At 50.4% G+C, this 18,938-nt stretch carries 2 protein-coding genes; both read left to right on the top strand.

Going from position 1 to position 18,938, the window contains the following annotated elements:
• The first annotated feature begins 14 nt into the window (after window positions 1-14).
• Window positions 15-12,608 (top strand): type I polyketide synthase, encoded by a 12,594-nt coding sequence (locus OTK50_RS06915; protein ID WP_266121848.1) that lies wholly within the window; start codon window positions 15-17, stop codon window positions 12,606-12,608.
• A gap of 18 nt (window positions 12,609-12,626) precedes the next feature.
• Window positions 12,627-18,926: a type I polyketide synthase gene (locus OTK50_RS06910; RefSeq protein WP_221663805.1), complete on the top strand. Its 6,300-nt coding sequence runs from the start codon at window positions 12,627-12,629 to the stop codon at window positions 18,924-18,926.
• Window positions 18,927-18,938: the final 12 nt, after the last annotated feature.

Genomic DNA, 18,938 nt, shown 5'->3' with positions numbered 1-18,938 from the left:
GGGATGGTATCCTCATGAAATGTATTAACGAATTTTTAAGAACGGTAATAGCGCAAAAGCTGGGTGCCGAGGTGACCGAAGCGGAAGATAAAACCGCTTTTTTTACTCTTGGCGTGACGTCTCTCATCAGTGAAGAAATCATGACCATATTGCATAAAGAATTTACCGGCCTTTCTGAAACGCTGCTTTTTGAATATCCGAACATTGAGAAATTGAGTGAGTTTTTAAGTGCGCAGAAACGAAATCCCGAAAGCGTTCTTGAATTCACAGAAACGGAGCCTGATACGGGAAGCCGGCAGGAAGAAGAATTGCTTCCTGTACAGGCGGCTGAAAAGGTACCTGAACCGGGAACAGGCGGGAGCTCTGATATTGCGGTTATCGGAATGAGCGGGATGTTTCCGAAAGCGGAAAACCAGCATGATTTTTGGGACAATTTAATGGAAAATAAAGATTGTGTCTCCGAAATCCCAGAGGACAGATGGGACAGCTCTTATTACTCGGAAGAGAAAACGGCAGAATACGCGTCATACAGTAAATGGGGAGGTTTTATTGATCATCCGGATCAATTTGACCCGCTGTTTTTTTCTGTTTCCCCGTGGGAAGCTGATTTAATGGACCCTCAGCAAAAATTGTATGTCACGTGCTGCTGGGAAGCGATGGAGGATGCCGGTTACGGGAACCCGGCGGCGAGGCCGACGGATCAAATCGGGGTATTCGCCGGAGTGACCTGGAATGAATATTCATTAATTGCACACGAAGAAGGTTTCCTCAAAGATCAGTACAAAGGCCCCGGCTCCTTATATTGGGGCATTCCGAACCGGGTTTCTTATTTCCTTGATCTCCATGGCCCGAGCATTGCTGTTGATACGGCGTGTTCTTCATCGCTTGTCGCCGTCCATCAGGCTTGTCAGGCCATTATGTCGGGCGACTGTGAAATGGCGCTTGCCGGAGGCGTCAACCTCAGCTTACATCCGCAAAAATACATGTTTTTAAGCCAATCGCATTTTCTGTCTTCTGAAGGAAAATGCCGCAGTTTCGGTGAAGGCGGAGACGGTTACGTGCCCGGCGAAGGCGCGGGAGCCGTTTTGTTAAAACCATTGAAAAAAGCGATTGCGGACAAAGACCACATCTACGGTGTCATTAAGGGGTCCGCCACTAATCACGGCGGCAAAACGACCGGGTATACGGTGCCGAATCCGGAAGCGCACCGGGACCTGATTTTATCCGCTATAAACAGAGCCGCGGTAAGTCCGGCGGATATCAGCTACATTGAAGCTCACGGAACCGGCACGGCGCTCGGCGATCCGATTGAGATACGCGGACTGTCTATGGCATTTGATAAACAGACCGATGAGAAAAATGACTGCGGAATCGGCTCGGTGAAATCCAATATCGGACATTTGGAAGCGGCTGCAGGGATCGCCGGTTTAATCAAGGTGCTTTTAAGCATGAAACATGAAACGCTTCCCGCCAGTCTGCACTCCGAGGAACTGAACCGCAAGATTTCTTTTTCTGATTCGCCATTTTATGTCGTCCGAAACAACCGGCCGTGGCCGGCTGAAGGAGATAAACCGAGAATCGCCGCAATCAGTTCATTCGGCGCAGGAGGCTCTAATGCCCATCTGATCGTAGGTGCTTATCAGCCAAAACGGCAAGCGGACGGGAATACTGAGCAAAAACCGCATGCCGTCGTATTAAGCGCACATTCCGAACAGCAGCTGAAAGAATATGCCGGGAAATTGAGCTCCTTTCTTGCCCGATTGGAAAACTCGCCTTCTGCCGGCGGATATAGTCTGGAAAATATCGCTGCCACCTTATTGTCAGGCAGAGAGCCTTTCTCCTTCCGGCTTGCTGTCATTGCATCATCCCTTTCTGAGCTGAAACAGCGATTGGACGGATTTGTAAGCGGTCACAGCGACGGCAGGCATATGTACTTCGGAAAAGCGTCACCCGGGCGGCCGGACGTTTCAGGCCAGTCCGTATCAGATCCTGAGAAATTTGCCGCGCTGTGGGTGAAAGGCCTTCAAGGTTGCAAAAAGCCGAAAACGCCGTATCAGAAAGTTCCGCTTCCTACGTATCCGTTTTTAAAGGAAACGTCCTGGCTGACTGATCAAAAAAAGCGGTATACAAAAAAGCCCCAAAATACCAAAAGGCGTGAAGCGCTGCATCCTCTGCTTGATGAGAATGTTTCATCCGCCCGGAAAGGGACGTTTCAAAAGATATTTTCCAAGGATGAATATTTCTTTAAAGATCATTTAGTGAACGAAAAATATGTGCTTCCCGGAGTCTGTCATCTGGAAATGGCGGCATACGGCGCGGCATTGTGGGGAGAACGCCCGGTCGTCTCTCTTCAAAGTGTGTGGTACATGGAGCCGATTGTGACAGGGACAGACCCAAGATCCGTCATGATAGAGTTTGAAGCAGAAAAAGAGCGTATAAGCTATGTCATTAAAGAAAAAGGAGCGGACGGCGCTCTCTTTTCGCAAGGAGAAGTGATTTGTAAAGAAAAAGGAGTGTCTTTTGAGGCCCCGGTCTTTCAGCTCCCGGCGCCATTTGCGCAGAGAACGGAGCCGAAAGACATCTATCACTCGTTCTCTGAGGCGGGAATCGTGCAAAAGGACAGTTTTCAGGTCATCCGCGAATTCTCTTATACAGAAAGGAAAGCACTGGCCAAATTAACGCTCCCGTCACACTTGGAAGCCGATTTTAAACAGTACATCCTACATCCGTCCTTAATGGATGGCGCTGTTCAAACCGCAATGGCGCATGTGCTGCAATTTCAAAAAGAGCCTGCGCTTATCGTACCGTTTTCCTTCGGAGAAATACTGCTGCTTGAACCGTTAGCGAAAACCGTATTTGTGCATGCGGAGGTAAAAGCGGCCTCCGTTCACCAATTTGATCTGCATATTTGTGATGAGCGCGGCGTGCTGTTGGCGGCAGTGAAAGATTTTATCATAAAAGAGGTGCAGGAAAGCGCCGGCTTTAACCAAAAAGCCGGCCTCACGCCGAAGAAAAGCCGTGAAACGGAATTGCTTATGACACCGGTTTGGAACACCGTCACCATTCCGGAAACCGGCATGCCTTTCATGCGTGAAGAAAAAATAATCGTCATCGGGGCCGGGCTGGATTTTCAGCAGGCTTTGAAAGAGATGTATTCCGATGTCCGTTTTCCGGACATCACTTCTTTGGACAGCGCGGAACAAATGGCTGAAACACTGAAAGCGCAAGGTTCTTTTCAACACATGATATGGGCGGCGCCGGATCATCCCGTTCCATCCGTTTATGATGCGGATACGGCCGACGGACAGGAGCACGGGGTCATGCAGCTTTTCCGGCTGATAAAAGCGCTTCTGCTTCTGAATTTTGACACGGCACAACTATCATTGACAATCTGCACGTTTCAAGCACAGCCGATTCATGAACATGATGAGGTCAATCCCAGTCATGCAAGCATACACGGATTAGCGGGGTCGCTCGCAAAAGAATACAGCAATTGGAGCATCCGGCTTCTTGATTTGGAATCTCAAAGGGGATACCGGCATCTTCCCGATGTCTTCTCTTTACCGGCGGACCCCGAGGGAAACCCGTGGGTCTTTCGTGCAGGTCAGTGGCACCGCCAGCAATTGGCCGTCTGCCGGCCTCATACAGATGAGCCTTCATTATACCGGCACGGCGGGGTTTATGTGATTATCGGCGGGGCAGGCGGAATAGGAGAAGTATGGACTGAATATATGATTCAGACCTATCGGGCAAAAATTGTCTGGATCGGGAGAAGGAAAAAAGATACACAGATTGAAAGAAAGCTGAAAAGACTTGCGGCTTTAGGTCCCGCACCGCAATATTTCAGCGCGGATGCTGCGGATTATGACTCTCTCAAACGGGCGTATGACACCATTGTGAAGGAAAATGGAAAGGTCCGCGGAATCATTCATTCCGCCATCGTGTTATCAGACCGAAGTTTTGCCAATATGGAAGAGGAGCAGTTCCGCGCTTCACTTTCTGCAAAAACTGATGTCAGCTTGCAGATTGCCCGGGTAGCTGAAGGGGAACCACTGGATTTCTTGTTGTTTTTCTCTTCGATGATGTCGTTTCAAAAAGCGCCGGGACAGAGCAATTATGCCGCCGGGTGCACGTTTAAAGACGCTTTTGCTAAGCGGATCTCACAGAAAGCGCCGTATGCTGTAAAAGTTGTCAATTGGGGCTTTTGGGGAAGTGTCGGCGTCGTCGCTTCAGAACAATACCGGAAACGGATGGAGCGGGACGGAATCGCTTCTATTGAGGCGCCCGAAGCGATGAAAACGCTGGAAACCCTGCTTTCCGGACCTCATGACCAGCTGGCGCTGATCAAAACGACAGATCCGGTTTTTATGAAAGACGATCTGAAAGAACAAGTAACGGTTTATCCGGAAAAGATTCCTTCCGCACTCGGACAATTAGCGGTTAACATCACGCACAATGACGAAGCTGAGCAGTTAAAAGCATCAAGTTTCATGAGCTGCATGAGAGAGATGGAATCCCTTATTGAAAAAATGCTTGTATCAACCCTTTATGAGATGGGAGCCGGTCTTGATCAGGCTTTGCCGTTATTTCAATCGGCTGCCGGCATAACGGAACAATACAGCAGATGGCTGAAAGAGAGCTTTGTCCTCCTGAATAAATTAGCGCTTGCTCCGGAAAAAACGGATTTAGGGCAGGTGTGGGAGGAATGGGAGCGGAAAAAAGAGACTTGGCTGCGCCAGAAAGACATGAGGGCGCATGTCAGATTGGCAGAAGAGACATTGCGTGTGCTTCCAGACATTTTAACCGGTAAGCTTCCGGCAACGGAAGTGATGTTCCCTGACTCCTCCTTCCGTCTTGTGGAAGGCATTTACCGCAATAATATCATTTCTGATTTTTTCAATGACAAGCTTGCTGACACATTGATTGCAGTTCTGCGGGAACGTCTGGAAAAAGACCCGCAGGCGAAAATCCGCATTTTAGAAATCGGAGCCGGAACGGGCGGGACGAGCGCCGCGGTCATGAGAAAATTGAAACCGTATGAAGCGCATATTGCCGAATATTGTTTCACGGATATTTCTAAAGCATTTCTTTTACATGCAGAAGACATATTCGGTCCGGAATATCCTTATGTCACTTATAAAATATTCAACGCTGAGCAGCCGGTATCAACAGAAGCGCCGGACATCGGCACATATGACGCAGTGATCGCGACCAATGTGCTTCATGCGACAAAAAATATCCGCTCTGCGCTGCGCCATGCGAAAGCAATGCTGCAAAAAAACGGCCAGCTGTTTTTAAATGAGATCAACAGCCGCACCATATTCAACCATGTGACGTTCGGCCTTCTTGAAGGCTGGTGGCTGTATGAGGATCATGATTTACGGATTCCGGGCTGTCCGGGGGTTGAGCCGGCCGGCTGGGCGGAAGCGCTTTCGCTTGAAGGATTCGTCCATCCTCTGTTTCCGGCTGAAGCCGCACACGACTTAGGCCAGCAGATTATAGCGGCTGAAAGTGACGGAACGGTCAGGCTTGCCCTCCCGCAGGCGTCAGAAGAGAAGCCGGAGCGCCGTCCGTATGACGCAGATGGTCTTTCGGATGATACTTTGCATTTCAGCCTGAGAGAAAAAAGCGTTGAACTGATGAAGAAGGTCATCGGTGAAGCGCTTAAAGTGCCGGCGCATCGTCTTTTATCCCATGAACCTTTAACCGCATACGGATTGGATTCCATACTGGTCGTCAGACTGACCAACGCGTTAAAAGACGTCTTCGGTTCTGTCAGCAGCACTTTGTTTTTTGAATATCAAACCATTGATGAGCTTGCTGATTACTTTCTGTCTTCCCGTAAAGAAGCGCTCGAGCGGCAATTCGGGAATGGACGGGCTCATCCCGAAAACGCCGGACGGGTGCAGGCTCCCGCAGAAAGCGCCGCGCCGATGCCAAACGTAAGGGAACGGGGCATCACATATCTGACGGAATTAATAGGAAAAACGCTGAAGATTCCGAGCGGGAGAATGGATCCGTCGGTTTCCTTAACCGCATACGGTTTGGATTCTATTCTGGTCGTCAGGCTCACGAATGCTTTTCGTAACGTGTTTGACCAAATGACCAGCACCCTCTTTTTTGAATATCAGACGATAGAAGAAATCGCGGATTACCTGCTTCTTTCTCAGCGGGGAGCATTTATGAAAGCGATGGGTGTGCGTGAGGAGCAGCTGTCTGATCACACAGATAACCTGAATGTAAAACAAAACAAGATTCCTCAAAACGAGGAAGGCAGCAGGACGAACGGAGATCCCTATATCCGGGATATCGCTGTCATCGGTCTGTCAGGCCGGTATCCGGGCGCCGATCACGTTGATGAGCTGTGGGAAAATGTAAAAGCCGGCAGGCATTCTATTACTGAAGTGCCGAAAGATCGCTGGGACTGGAAAACGTTTTATAACGAGGAACGCGGAAAATGGGGGTCCATTTATTCAAAATGGGGCGGTTTTCTTGATGACATTGATAAATTTGATCCGCTGTTTTTCCGTATATCTCCCGCGGAAGCTGAAAGGATGGATCCGCAGGAAAGGTTGTTTCTGCAGACTGCTTATTCAAGCATTGAAGATGCGGGGTACACCCCGGCCACGCTTTGTGACAGCCGGAAAATCGGAGTCTTTGTCGGTGTGATGAACAGCAATTATCCGACAGTCCCCAGCGACTGGTCTATCGCAAACAGAGTATCGTTTTTGTTCAATTTCCAAGGGCCGAGTATGGCTGTGGATACAGCATGCTCTTCTTCTTTAACAGCTATCCATCTCGCCGCAGAAAGCCTGCGGAGCGGAATGAGTGAAACAGCGATTGCCGGCGGAGTCAATCTTATCGTTGATCCGGCCCACTATGAGCGGCTGTCCGCTTTTTCAATGCTGTCTCCCGGTGATAAATGCAAATCTTTCGGAGACAGTGCGGACGGTTTTGTTGACGGTGAAGGAGTAGGGGCGATTGTGTTAAAGCCGCTTGCTCAAGCGGAGAAAGACGGCGATCATATTTACGGCGTTATTAAAGGAAGCATGCTGAACGCAGCAGGCAGGACAAACGCTTATATGGTGCCGAATCCGAAAGCGCAGTTTGATCTGATCGCAGAGACGTTGAAACGGACAGACATTCACCCGAGAACGGTCAGTTACTTGGAAGCCCACGGAACGGGCACTGCGCTCGGTGATCCGATTGAAATCGACGGTTTAACGAAAGCTTTTCGCCTGACAACAGAAGACAGGCAGTTTTGTTCCATCGGTTCCATTAAATCAAATATCGGACATTTAGAAAGCGCTGCCGGGATTGCGGGAATCACCAAACTGCTTCTGCAATTGAAACATAAGAGGATTGCCCCTTCATTGCATGCGGCGGAATTGAATCCGAATATTGAGTTTGAGCACACTCCGTTTTTCGTACAGCAAAAAGAAACGGAATGGAAACGACCTGTCTTGAATATCACGGGTGAAATGAAGGAATATCCGAGAATTGCCGGCATTTCTTCGTTTGGAGCAGGAGGTTCAAACGCACATGTCATCATTCAGGAATATGTGCCGTCTGAGAGCCTGAAACCAATGGAAAACGTGCTCGTTTCTCCGCAAAAACCGGCTGTTATTATTTTATCAGCGCGAAATGAGCAGCAATTGTCAGAGCGCGCCCGCCAGCTTCTGGATGATGTCATAAGAAAAAAACGTTCTGACGGGGATTTGGCCAAGATCGCTTACACGCTTCAGGAGGGAAGAGAACCGATGGCTGAGCGGCTTGCATTTACGGCCGAGTCGATAGAAGAACTGAAAATGAAGCTTATGAGTTTCTCAAACGATCATAATATCGAACATGCTCATATCTGGCGGGGCAGGACAGCCAAACATCATTCATTGGCGGCTTCGCTCACTTCTGATGAAGATATGGCGCTTACTATAAATGCCTGGCTGAAAAAAGGGAAATACGGAAAGCTGCTTGACCTTTGGGTTAAAGGACTTGACGTCGATTGGTCAGCTCTTTATCAGCGCAACCCGGGCCGGATCAGTCTCCCGGCCTACCCTTTTGCCAAAGACCGATATTGGGTGACAAAAGCTGATGTGTCACTTGACAAAACAGGCTCAGCGGAAAGTGAGAAAGCAGCCAGACTTCACCCGCTGCTTCACGCGAATACATCGACTTTTACCGCCCAGCGCTTTACTTCTCTTTTTTCAGGGCATGAACCGTTTTTTGCCGATCATATCGTCAATGGAAAACCGGTGCTTCCGGGCGCGGCTGCTTTAGAAATGGCCCGGGCCGCCGTTACGCTTGCCGCTGAAGACTTGCCGGGCGGGAAAGAGGTTGTCCGACTCAAACAGATCGTTTGGCTCCGTCCGGTGACGGCGCTTTCTGAAGGAGTGACGCTTCATGTGAAGCTTCAGCCGGAAGAAAACGAAGACATCGCTTTTGAAGCGTATGCCGAAGGGGAAGAGCCGCTTGTCTTTTTCCAGGGGAAGGCCGTGCTCGAAGAGACGGAGCGTGCTCCTGTACTCGATGTGGAAGCGGTTCAGGCGCGCTGCGGCGGTCGTCACTTGTCAAAGGCTGAGTGCTATGAAGCATTCGACAGCCTCGGCATCACCTACGGACCGTCGCATCAGGCGCTTGACGCCGTCTATGCCGGAAGCGGAGAAGTGCTCGCGAAGCTCATTCTTCCGCCGTCCGCCCGCGAGGAAAAGGAGCCGTTCATTCTGCATCCAAGCATGCTGGACGCCGCCCTTCAGGCTTCTATCGGTCTCGTGCTCTCAGACGGTTCCGCGTCCGGACGGCCGTTTCTGCCGTTTGCCCTCCAGGATATGCAGGTGTTTTCTGCGTGCCGTGAGACGATGTGGGCGGTGCTTTCCTCAGCGGAAGGCGCCTATCATATTGAGCTGTGTGATGAAAACGGCGAGGTATGTGTCCGATTGACGGGGCTCACCGCCCGTTTTCTGAAAGAGGAAACGGAGGAAAAACCGCTCTTGCTTCAGCCAAAGTGGCAGGAATCACCGCCGGGTGAAGGCGGCGGACAAGAAGAGTCTTTCAGATACGTGACGCTGTATGGCGGAATGAACGCTGAGGACTTAAGCGGCGCCGTATGTGCGGCTGACGGCGAAGGTCCGATTGAAGACCGTTATGACGCCTGCGCGGCGGAGCTGTCAGCGATCGTCACGCGTCTTATCAAAGAAAAACAGAAGAAAAAAACGCTGATCCAGCTTCTTGTCCCCGACAGGGGGGAAGACAATGTATTGGCGGGGCTGGCCGCTTTCCTGAAAACGGCTCACCTTGAACATCCGAAGCTGTACGGCCAAGTCATCCAAGCCGATCCGGACGAGTCAGCATCATCGCTTCTTGCCAAGCTGAAAGAAAACCGGGCGCATCCTGAACAAGCGGAAATCCGTTATGAAGACGGCAAACGTCTCGTCAGAAACTGGCGTCATCTGCCGGCCTCTCAAAGCGGCGCCGTTCCGTGGAAAGACGAAGGGGTCTACCTCCTCACCGGGGGAGCGGGCGGCATCGGCCTGATTTTCGCTGAAGAAATAGCCTCTCGCGTCAAAAACGCCGTCCTCGTATTAACGGGGAGGGCAGAAGTGCTTGATGAAGAGCGCTCCGCCCGCTTACGGCGCTTGGAAGCGTCAGGCGCCCGCGTATTGTATCAACCGGTTGACGTGACAGACAGGGCGGCGGTCATCGCCCTCGTCCGCGGCATACAGGAGGAGCACGGAACACTCGACGGGATCATTCACGGCGCAGGCGTGATCGCTGACAACTACATTCTGAACCAGACAGAAAACGAACGGAAGACCGTCATGGCGCCGAAGGTGAAAGGGCTTATCAATCTTGATGAAGCAGCGAAAGATGTGCGGCTGGACTTTTTCATCCTGTTTTCTTCCTTGGCGGGAGGCATGGGAAATCCGGGGCAGGCCGGTTATGCGGCAGCCAACGCATTTATGGATGTTTATGCAGCCCGCCGGAACCGTCTCGTGCGGGACAACAAGCGGAGCGGGCAGACCCTGTCCGTCAACTGGCCGCTTTGGGAAGAAGGAGGTATGCGCGTGGACAAAGAGACCGAACGGCTGATGTACGAACAGACCGGAATGAAAGCCATGCGATCGGCGTCAGGCATCCAAGCGCTTTACGCCGCTTTTGCCTCCGGAGAACACCAGGTCATGGTGGCAGAGGGCGACGAAAAACGGATTCGAAAAAACCTGATGCCTGAAACGCCGGAACCGTCCAATAGCATTCATGTGTCAAGGAAGACGCCCGTCCATATGCCGAATAAAGTACAAGCGGAACTCAAACATATGATATCAGGCATTCTGAAGGTGAAAGAAGACGAGATAGATGCTGAATCAGAGATGAGAGATTATGGCTTTGATTCGGTTTCATTCACGCAGTTTGCAAATGAACTAAATAAAACGTATGGGCTTGAACTGACACCGGCCGTATTTTTTGAATACCCGACAGTCTTTAGTTTTGCCCAATACTTGCTGACGGAACATCCGGATACATTCGGCTCACAGGCAGAAACAGAAACGGAGAAACCGGTTGTGCGTAAAAAAATGAAGACGGAGCCATTCTCGATTCAGTCCCGCCTTCCTAAAACAAAAACCGCAGCTGCACCTGAGCCCGTGGCGATAATCGGAATCAGCTGTGCATTTCCAATGGCTGAAAATCCGGAAATGTTTTGGGAGAATTTAGCCGGAGAAAAGGACTGCATTTCTGAAATACCGCCGGAGCGCTGGGACTGGAGACAGTATTACGGAGATCCGCAGAAAGATAAAAATGCGAGCAATGTAAAGTGGGGCGGCTTCATTGATGAAACCGCTCAATTTGATCCGTTATTTTTCGGTATTTCTCCGCATGAAGCCGAAATGATGGATCCTCAGCAAAGGCTTTTAATGATGCATGTATGGAAAGCGATTGAAGATGCCGGCTGCTCTGCCAAAAGCCTGTCAGGTACAAATACAGGCATCTTTGCAGGCACGACAAACAGCGGTTACGCCCAGGAAGCTTCAAAGTTCCATATAGAGATTGAGGGTTCTTCCGCCGCCGGAACGGTTCCGTCAATCGGTCCGAACCGCATGAGCTATTTTCTGAATATACATGGGCCGAGCGAACCGATAGAAACCGCCTGTTCAAGCTCATTGGTCGCTGTTCACCGTGCGGTCAGGGCAATTCAGGCCGGAGACTGCGGCATCGCGATTGCAGGAGGCGTCAATGCTATTGTGTCGCCGGATATGCATATCAGCTTTAATAAAGCGGGAATGCTCAGTGAAGACGGGCGCTGCAAAACATTTTCCGATCAAGCGGACGGGTATGTCAGAGCTGAAGGTGCCGGCATGATTGTTTTGAAAACATTATCCGATGCGGAACGTGACGGCGACCGTATTTATGCCGTTATTCGCGGAACGGCGGAAAATCATGGCGGAAGGGCGGCTTCCCTTACATCGCCGAATCCGAAAGCACAGACAGAAGTCATGATAAAAGCGTATCAGCAAGCGAACATCGACCCCCGTACAGTGAGTTATATTGAAGCCCACGGCACGGGAACGGCGCTCGGAGATCCGATAGAAATCAACGGACTCAAAGCGGCTTTTGCAGCGCTTTATCAGAAAGCCGGAGTAACGGCACCCGATCAGCCTCATTGCGGCCTCGGTTCCGTCAAAACGAATATCGGCCACACAGAGCTTGCCGCCGGCATGGCCGGGCTTTTAAAAATTATTTTGCAGATGCAGCACAAAACGCTTGTTAAAAGTCTGCATTGTGAAACCGTTAATCCGTATATCAGCCTCGACGGCAGCCCGTTTTATTTCGTCCGCGACACTCAGCCGTGGAAAGCGGCGACTGATGATAGCGGAAATGAACTGCCGCGGAGAGCGGGTGTCAGCTCGTTCGGATTTGGCGGTGTCAACGCTCATGTCGTGCTCGAAGAATATGTTTCTCCTGTTGAAGAGAAACAATGGACGTCCGGTGAACTTCAGCCGTCCTTATTCATTCTCTCGGCAAAGACGGCGGAACAGCTGAAGGAACGTGCGGAACAGCTGAGCAGATATTTGGAAAAGACACATTCAGCTGACGGAACTTTTGAGGGTATCGCTTATACGCTTCAGCTTGGCCGGGATGAAATGGAAGAGCGCCTTGCCGTCATTGCTGAAACAAAAGAAGAGCTTACGAACGCGCTGAATGATTTCCTCAGCGGCAAGGAGGCGGGGCAGAATTTCTTTACAGGCCGGAACAAAGCGATGAAACAGCTGTTTACAGAGATGACGGACAATACAGAAATGAGCGGGACCATAGATCAATGGATTGAAGCAGGAAAGTATGCAATGCTTGCAAAATTATGGGTGCAAGGCTTGCATGTCGACTGGAATAAATTATATCCGGACGAAAGGCCAAAAAAAGTCAGCCTGCCCGTCTATCCTTTTGCGAAAACACATTGCTGGATACCGCACAGAGCGCAGCATATAAGGCACCGGGAGACTTATGAGACTGATATGTCCCCGCTTGAGACTTATGAACACCTGCTTGATGAATTGGAGAGAAACGAAATAAGCATAGAAGCCGCTGTAAAAAGAACGATCGGTTTTTACAGGGATTAGCGTAATGGAGGAAACCATATGAAAGAGTTTCTGCACCGGGTTTTTTCTGACGTCAAAAATAAAAAAATGACAAAACAGGATGCGATCGGCATTTTGCGCGATTATGATATGCGGATGGGACTTCGCCAAGCGGATTCCCTTCATCCGCTTGCTCAGCAGCATATTTCCGATGAAACGGGACTGGGATTCTCGGCAGCTTTCAGCGGCCGGGAATTTTTTCTCGCTGATGTTTCTTTACAGCGTAAAAAGCTTATGCCCGGAGAACTTCTTTTGGAAATGGCGAGAGCTGCGGCTGTTTTGACAGTAAAGGAGACTGAGGCTGTCCGGCTGACACATATCGTGTGGTCAAAGCCCATTCTGACTGAGGCTGAACCGTTCCATATCGAAATCAGGCTGATACCCGCAGAGGGTGAAGCCAAAAGGTTCGAGATTTACAATCCATTTTCTGCCGATTTCAGTCCTCATGATGTGTACAGCCAAGGGGCGATTCAGCCAGTTGATGCTGCGCCTGGCATGCTGGATATCAGCCGCTTGAAGGAAAACAGCGGCTTCCTGATGGATCAGCAGCAAATTGAAGCCATCACTCAGAACGATACCGTTCAATATAGTGAGCACATGAAAGGAATTGAGCGTATTTACGCCTCAGCAGGGCGGATGCTGGCAGACATATCAATTCCATTGACAAACCAAAAAGAATCCGCCCGATTCGGCCTCCCTCCCTGTGTGATGCAAAGTGTGACAGAGGCATGCGCGCTGCTTGGCGGCAAAGAATATAAAACGCTCGCCCCGGTTTCATTGGACGAGCTTTTGTTTTATGAACCTTGTCCTGACAAGGTATGGGCCGAGATACAAGAGAAGGCGGGGAGCTTTTATATTGATTTATGTGACGAAGAAGGAAAAATATGGGCTTCCCTGTCGGGGTTGAAGCTGCAGCCTGTCATCAAGACGGGCGCTCCCGGAAAAACCAATGCCGAACACCGCAGTGAACGTTTGTATGAACAAACGCTTCTTCAGCTCAAAACGCTTTTTGGCCTGACTACAAAAATTGCTGTTTCCAACATCGATACTGAAGAGCCGCTGGAAACCTACGGAATCGACTCAGTCACTGTGACGAAATTGAACCGCGAATTGTCTCTGCTTTTCGGTGACCTTTCCAAAACAGTTTTTTACGAATATAAGACACTGGGCTCCCTGGCAGCTCACTTTGTCACGGATTACCCAAAAGAATGCCGAAAGTGGACAAATGATGATGACCACCGTTCAGGCATATCAGAACAGGTTTTGGTAAATGAAGATTTTCCGGTGCTTCCGTCGTTTATCAAGCGAAAGAAACGGCCTTTTTTATCCAATGAGAACCAGACAAAAGAAGGGATTGCGATTATCGGAGTCAGCGGACGTTATCCGCAAGCTGAAACACTTGAAGCGTACTGGGATAACTTAGCTGCCGGAAAAGACTGTGTGACGGAAATTCCCGAAGAGCGCTGGGAAAAGGACAAATACTACAATCCTGATCCCGAAACGGCCGTGAAAGAAGGGAAAAGTTACAGTAAGCGGGGCGGGTTTCTGAAAGATGCCGCTTTCTTTGATCCGCTGTTTTTTCAAATTTCACCCCGTGATGCTTTGAATATGGACCCGCAGGAGCGTCTCTTTATTGAAATGTGCTGGCAGGTGCTGGAGGATGCCGGTTATACGAAGGAACAGCTTGAGAATCTGTATAACGGCCGGGTCGGCGTTTTTGCGGGCATTACGAAAAACGGGTACGGAATGTACTGGAAAAACGGCGGCACCCTGCAGCCGAAAACGTCGTTCAGTTCAGCGGCCAACAGAGTTTCCTATTTTCTTAATCTGAAAGGGCCGAGCATGCCGGTCGACACGATGTGCTCATCTTCGCTGACTGCAATCCATGAAGCGTGTGAAAACATCCTTCGCGGCGAATGCGACATGGCGATTGCCGGCGGTGTGAATGTGTATACGCATCCTTCGGCTTATGCGGAGCTCAGCGCCTATCGAATGCTTTCAAAAGACGGATCGTGCAAAAGTTTCGGTGAAGGCGGGGACGGATTTGTTCCCGGTGAAGGCGTCGGGGCCGTGCTGTTAAAGCCGCTGTCAAAAGCGATGGCTGATAAGGACCATATTTACGGTGTGATTCGCGGCACTCATATTAATCACGGAGGCAGAACAAACGGGTATACAGTGCCGAGTCCGAGCGCCCAGGCTGACGTGATTTCCGGTGCGCTTGATAAATCAGGAATACATCCGCGGATGATCAGCTGTATCGAAGCCCACGGCACGGGCACTGAACTCGGAGATCCGATCGAGATTGACGGTTTGACCCGCGCATTTCAAACGAAAACGTCAGATAAAGGTTTTTGCGCCATCAGCTCAGTTAAATCCAATATCGGGCATTTGGAAGCCGCGGCAGGCATTGCCGGTGTAACGAAACTGCTGCTTCAGTTTCAAAAACGCAAGCTGGCTCCCTCATTACATTGCCGGAAATTGAATCCGAATATTGCATTCGACCGGACGCCGTTTGTGGTGCAGCGTGAATTGGCAGACTGGAAACGGCCGGTCATTGAGGAAAACGGAGCGCAGAAAGAGATTCCGAGAATCGCGGGCATCTCTTCTTTTGGCGCGGGCGGGGCAAATGCCCACATATTGATAGAAGAATATATTGAATCTGATAGGGAGATTTCCGAGCCATTCACAGATGAAGATCCCGCAGTCATTTTATTATCCGCCAAACAGGAGGCCAGCCTGAAGCAGCGGGCGCAGCAGCTTCTTCAAGCGATCAGAAAAAATGACGTCACAGACCGCAGTCTCCGGGATGCGGCTTACACCCTTCAAACCGGAAGAGAAGCGATGGAAGAACGTGCGGCGTTTATCGTGACGTCGACAGAGCAGTTAGCGGAAAAACTGCAGCGTTTTATTGACGGCGGGACAGACGGCTGCTTCAGGGGAAAAAGCAAACAGTATAAAGACATTCTAGCCGTTTTTAAGGATGAAGATATGCAGGAAGCCGTCCGTAAATGGATGAAAAGAAAAAAATTCGCGAAGCTTCTGGAACTTTGGGTAAAAGGGCTGAAGATTGATTGGTCAGAGCTTTATAACGGCAGCCTGCCGCACCGCATCAGCCTTCCCGGTTATCCATTTATAAAGGATCGGTATTGGCCGGACGATGCAGCGCCGGACAATGTTCGTGATGCTGAAACACATTCTGAAACATTGCGTGAAACCCGCTTTTTACAGAAAAGCTGGGCAGAAAGCAGCAGTGTTCAGGTTAAGGAAGTGCGGGGCGTCATCGGAATAGCCGCCGATCCCCAGACAGGAAATTTGGCCGTTGAGCTGTCCCGTTATTTCCCCGAGTCTGAAATCATTGAAGCTGCATCACCGGAAATATCCGGGGACGCGGCCCGGTTTGGCGGTCTGATTGATGTGACCGGATGCGGGACGGAAATCAATCATGATGATGACGGCTGGATTCATCGTCTGCAGTCTCTCATTGACAACAGAAACCGCGGCCGAAAGCTTCAGCTGCTTTGTGTGACAAAGGGGCTTGAACCTTTTGCAAATGAAACGATAAATCTCTCAGGTGCAAAAAAGGCCGGATTGTACCGGATGCTCCAAAGTGAGTATAAGGATATCCGCTCGCGGCATATGGATGCAGAACGGACTGCCGAAGATCCTGAGCTGGCAAACCAGATCGCAGAGGAGTTTTTTCGCGATTCTGAAGAAATCGAAGTGTGTTACAGAAACGGTGTGCGCTATCACGCGCGGTTAAAAGAAACAAACAGCTTAGCAGAAAAAGAATTTTCATTTCCGAAAGACCATGTGCTCTGGATCACCGGAGGGACCCGGGGACTCGGATATTTATTCGCCCGGCATTTTGCCGAACGATACGGAGTCACGAAACTCGTGCTTACAGGAAAAGAAACCATGCCGCCGAAAGCGGAGTGGGATGATCATATCAAACGGAATTCCCCGTTTTCTGAAAAAGTGAGAAGAATCAGAGAGCTCGAACAAAAAGGTGTCCGAACGGAAGTGCTGTCTGTATCTTCCGGCCCTGAATATGAGCAGGCCGTCAGCCGGGTGAAAGAGGAGATGGGACCGATAGGAGGCGTGATACACGCAGCGGGAGCCGTAGATCTCGATCATCCGGCCTTTATCCGTAAAACCAGAGAACAGATGATGCCCGTGGTTGAGCCTAAAACAGACGGACTGGACCTGTTGTATCAAGCGCTGCACAAGGAGCCTCTCCGGTTTTTTGCGCTGTTTTCTTCAGTGTCCGGCGTGATGCCGGAATTAGGAGCGGGACAAAGCGATTATGCCATGGCTAACGCCTATATGGATTATTTTGCGGCCGCAAAAGGTTTCCCGGTGCTGAGCATTCAATGGCCGAGCTGGAAAGAAACGGGTATGGGCGAATCAAAAAGCCGGGCCTATCTGAAAAGCGGTTTAAAGAGCATCACTGACAGAGAAGGGCTGAGCCTGTTTGATGCCATCATGGCAGGCGATTGCGGATCTGTTATTATGCCGGCCGTCATTCACCCGGAAAAATGGGAGCCTGACCGTCTGCTGCTTTCATCCGGCCTTACTGAAACAAAGCAACAGGAACAGGCCGATACAGAAAGTGTTGAGGAGTGGCTGACGGGCATTTGCTGCCGGGAATTAAGACTGGAGCCGTCAAGATTTGAATCTGATACACCGTTTCAAGATTACGGAGCCGATTCCATCATGCTTGCCCAAGTGTCCAGAGCGATCGGAAAGAGGATCAAAGCTGACCTTGACCCGGCGGTGCTGTATGAATACCCTACGGTTGCTGCGCTGGCCGGATGGCTTGAAACAGCATATCCGGAAATCAAAGCTGCCGTTTCAAAACCGGTTCAGCCTGTAATCCCAGACGTTCCGAAACAAACAGCAGCCGCTGTTATTCAGCCTTCTGGTGCTAGAGCGGCGCAAGACATCGCTGTTGTCGGAATGTCCTGCCGTTTTCCGGGAGCTGAATCAATTGAAGCTTATTGGAAACTGCTGTCTGAAGGAACGTCGGCCATTCAAAGGGTGCCGAAAGAGCGCTGGAAAACGGAGAAGGCGGATTATGCGGGCCTTTTAAAAAATGTAACGCATTTTGACCCGGAGTTTTTCCTTATTCCCGAAGAAGACATCAGGGCAATGGATATCCAGTCCTTTCTTATATTAGAAGAGGCGCTTCATCTGTTCAGAGACAGCGGTTACTCTTTACAAGAAATGAAAGGCAGGTCAGCCGGTGTCTATTTAGGAGGACGCGGCGGCAGTATGCCTGACGAAAACCGTCTGAAGCATGCAAAAAATCCGATAGTCGCTGCCGGCCCGAATTACTTAGCGGCCAATCTTTCTCAGTTCTTTGATTTGAAGGGGCCGAGTCTTGTTTTGGATACGGCCTGTTCTTCAGCGCTTGTCGGTATGAATATGGCGATACAGGCGCTTTCTTGCGGTGAAATCGACTCAGCGGTGGTCGGGGGAGTCAGTCTGCTGGAATCCGGTCAAACCCACCGGATGTTCGAACTTCGCAATCTGTTAAGCGAAGAGCCTGCGTTTCATATTTTTGACCGCCGCGCCGGCGGCATCGTATTGGGAGAAGGCGTCGGAATGGTGTATTTAAAAACAGCGGCCCAGGCTGTAAAAGACGGGGACCGGATTCATGCGGTCATTAAAGGCATTTCCGTAAACAATGACGGCAGAACCGCGGGGCCTGCCACACCGAATATACAGGCGCAGAAAGAAGTGATGGCCAAGGCGCTTGCCAAAAGCGGCAGAAAAGCGGAGGATATCAGCTACATTGAAGCAAACGGTTCAGGCTCTGAAGTAACCGATCTTTTGGAACTGAGGGCGATTGAAGCGGTCTACCGTATGCAAAACAGCGCGCCTTGCGAATTGGGGTCGATGAAGCCGAATATCGGACACCCGTTATGCGCTGAAGGGATTGCCGGATTTATTAAAACAGTGCTTATGCTCTCGCGCCGAATGCGTGTGCCTTTCCTTTCGGGCAAAGAGCCGATGACGCATTACGATCTGTCCGCCTCGCCGTTTTATTTTTCGCACGCTCTGCGTGAATGGACGGATTCACAGCGGATTGCCGCCGTCAGCAGTTTCGCTGACGGAGGGACGAATGCCCATGTCATAGTGGAAGCCTGGGAGCAAGAGGCGTATACCCCGGTCAGAAAGCCTTTGCCGAGACAGGAATTAAAACGCCGGCCTATTCGTCCGGACAAAGCCGAAAGCCTGCATGAAAACGCACATAAGTCCCGTCCGAATACGTTTTGGAAACAAATGAAGACTTACTGATTGCGCTGAAAA

Origin of the sequence: Bacillus sp. NEAU-CP5 (genome assembly GCF_026420705.1) — a bacterium.
GTDB classification, from domain to species: domain Bacteria; phylum Bacillota; class Bacilli; order Bacillales; family Bacillaceae; genus Bacillus; species Bacillus velezensis.
Note: the sequence above shows the minus strand (reverse complement) of the source record. Positions and strands in the feature narration are given on the sequence as shown.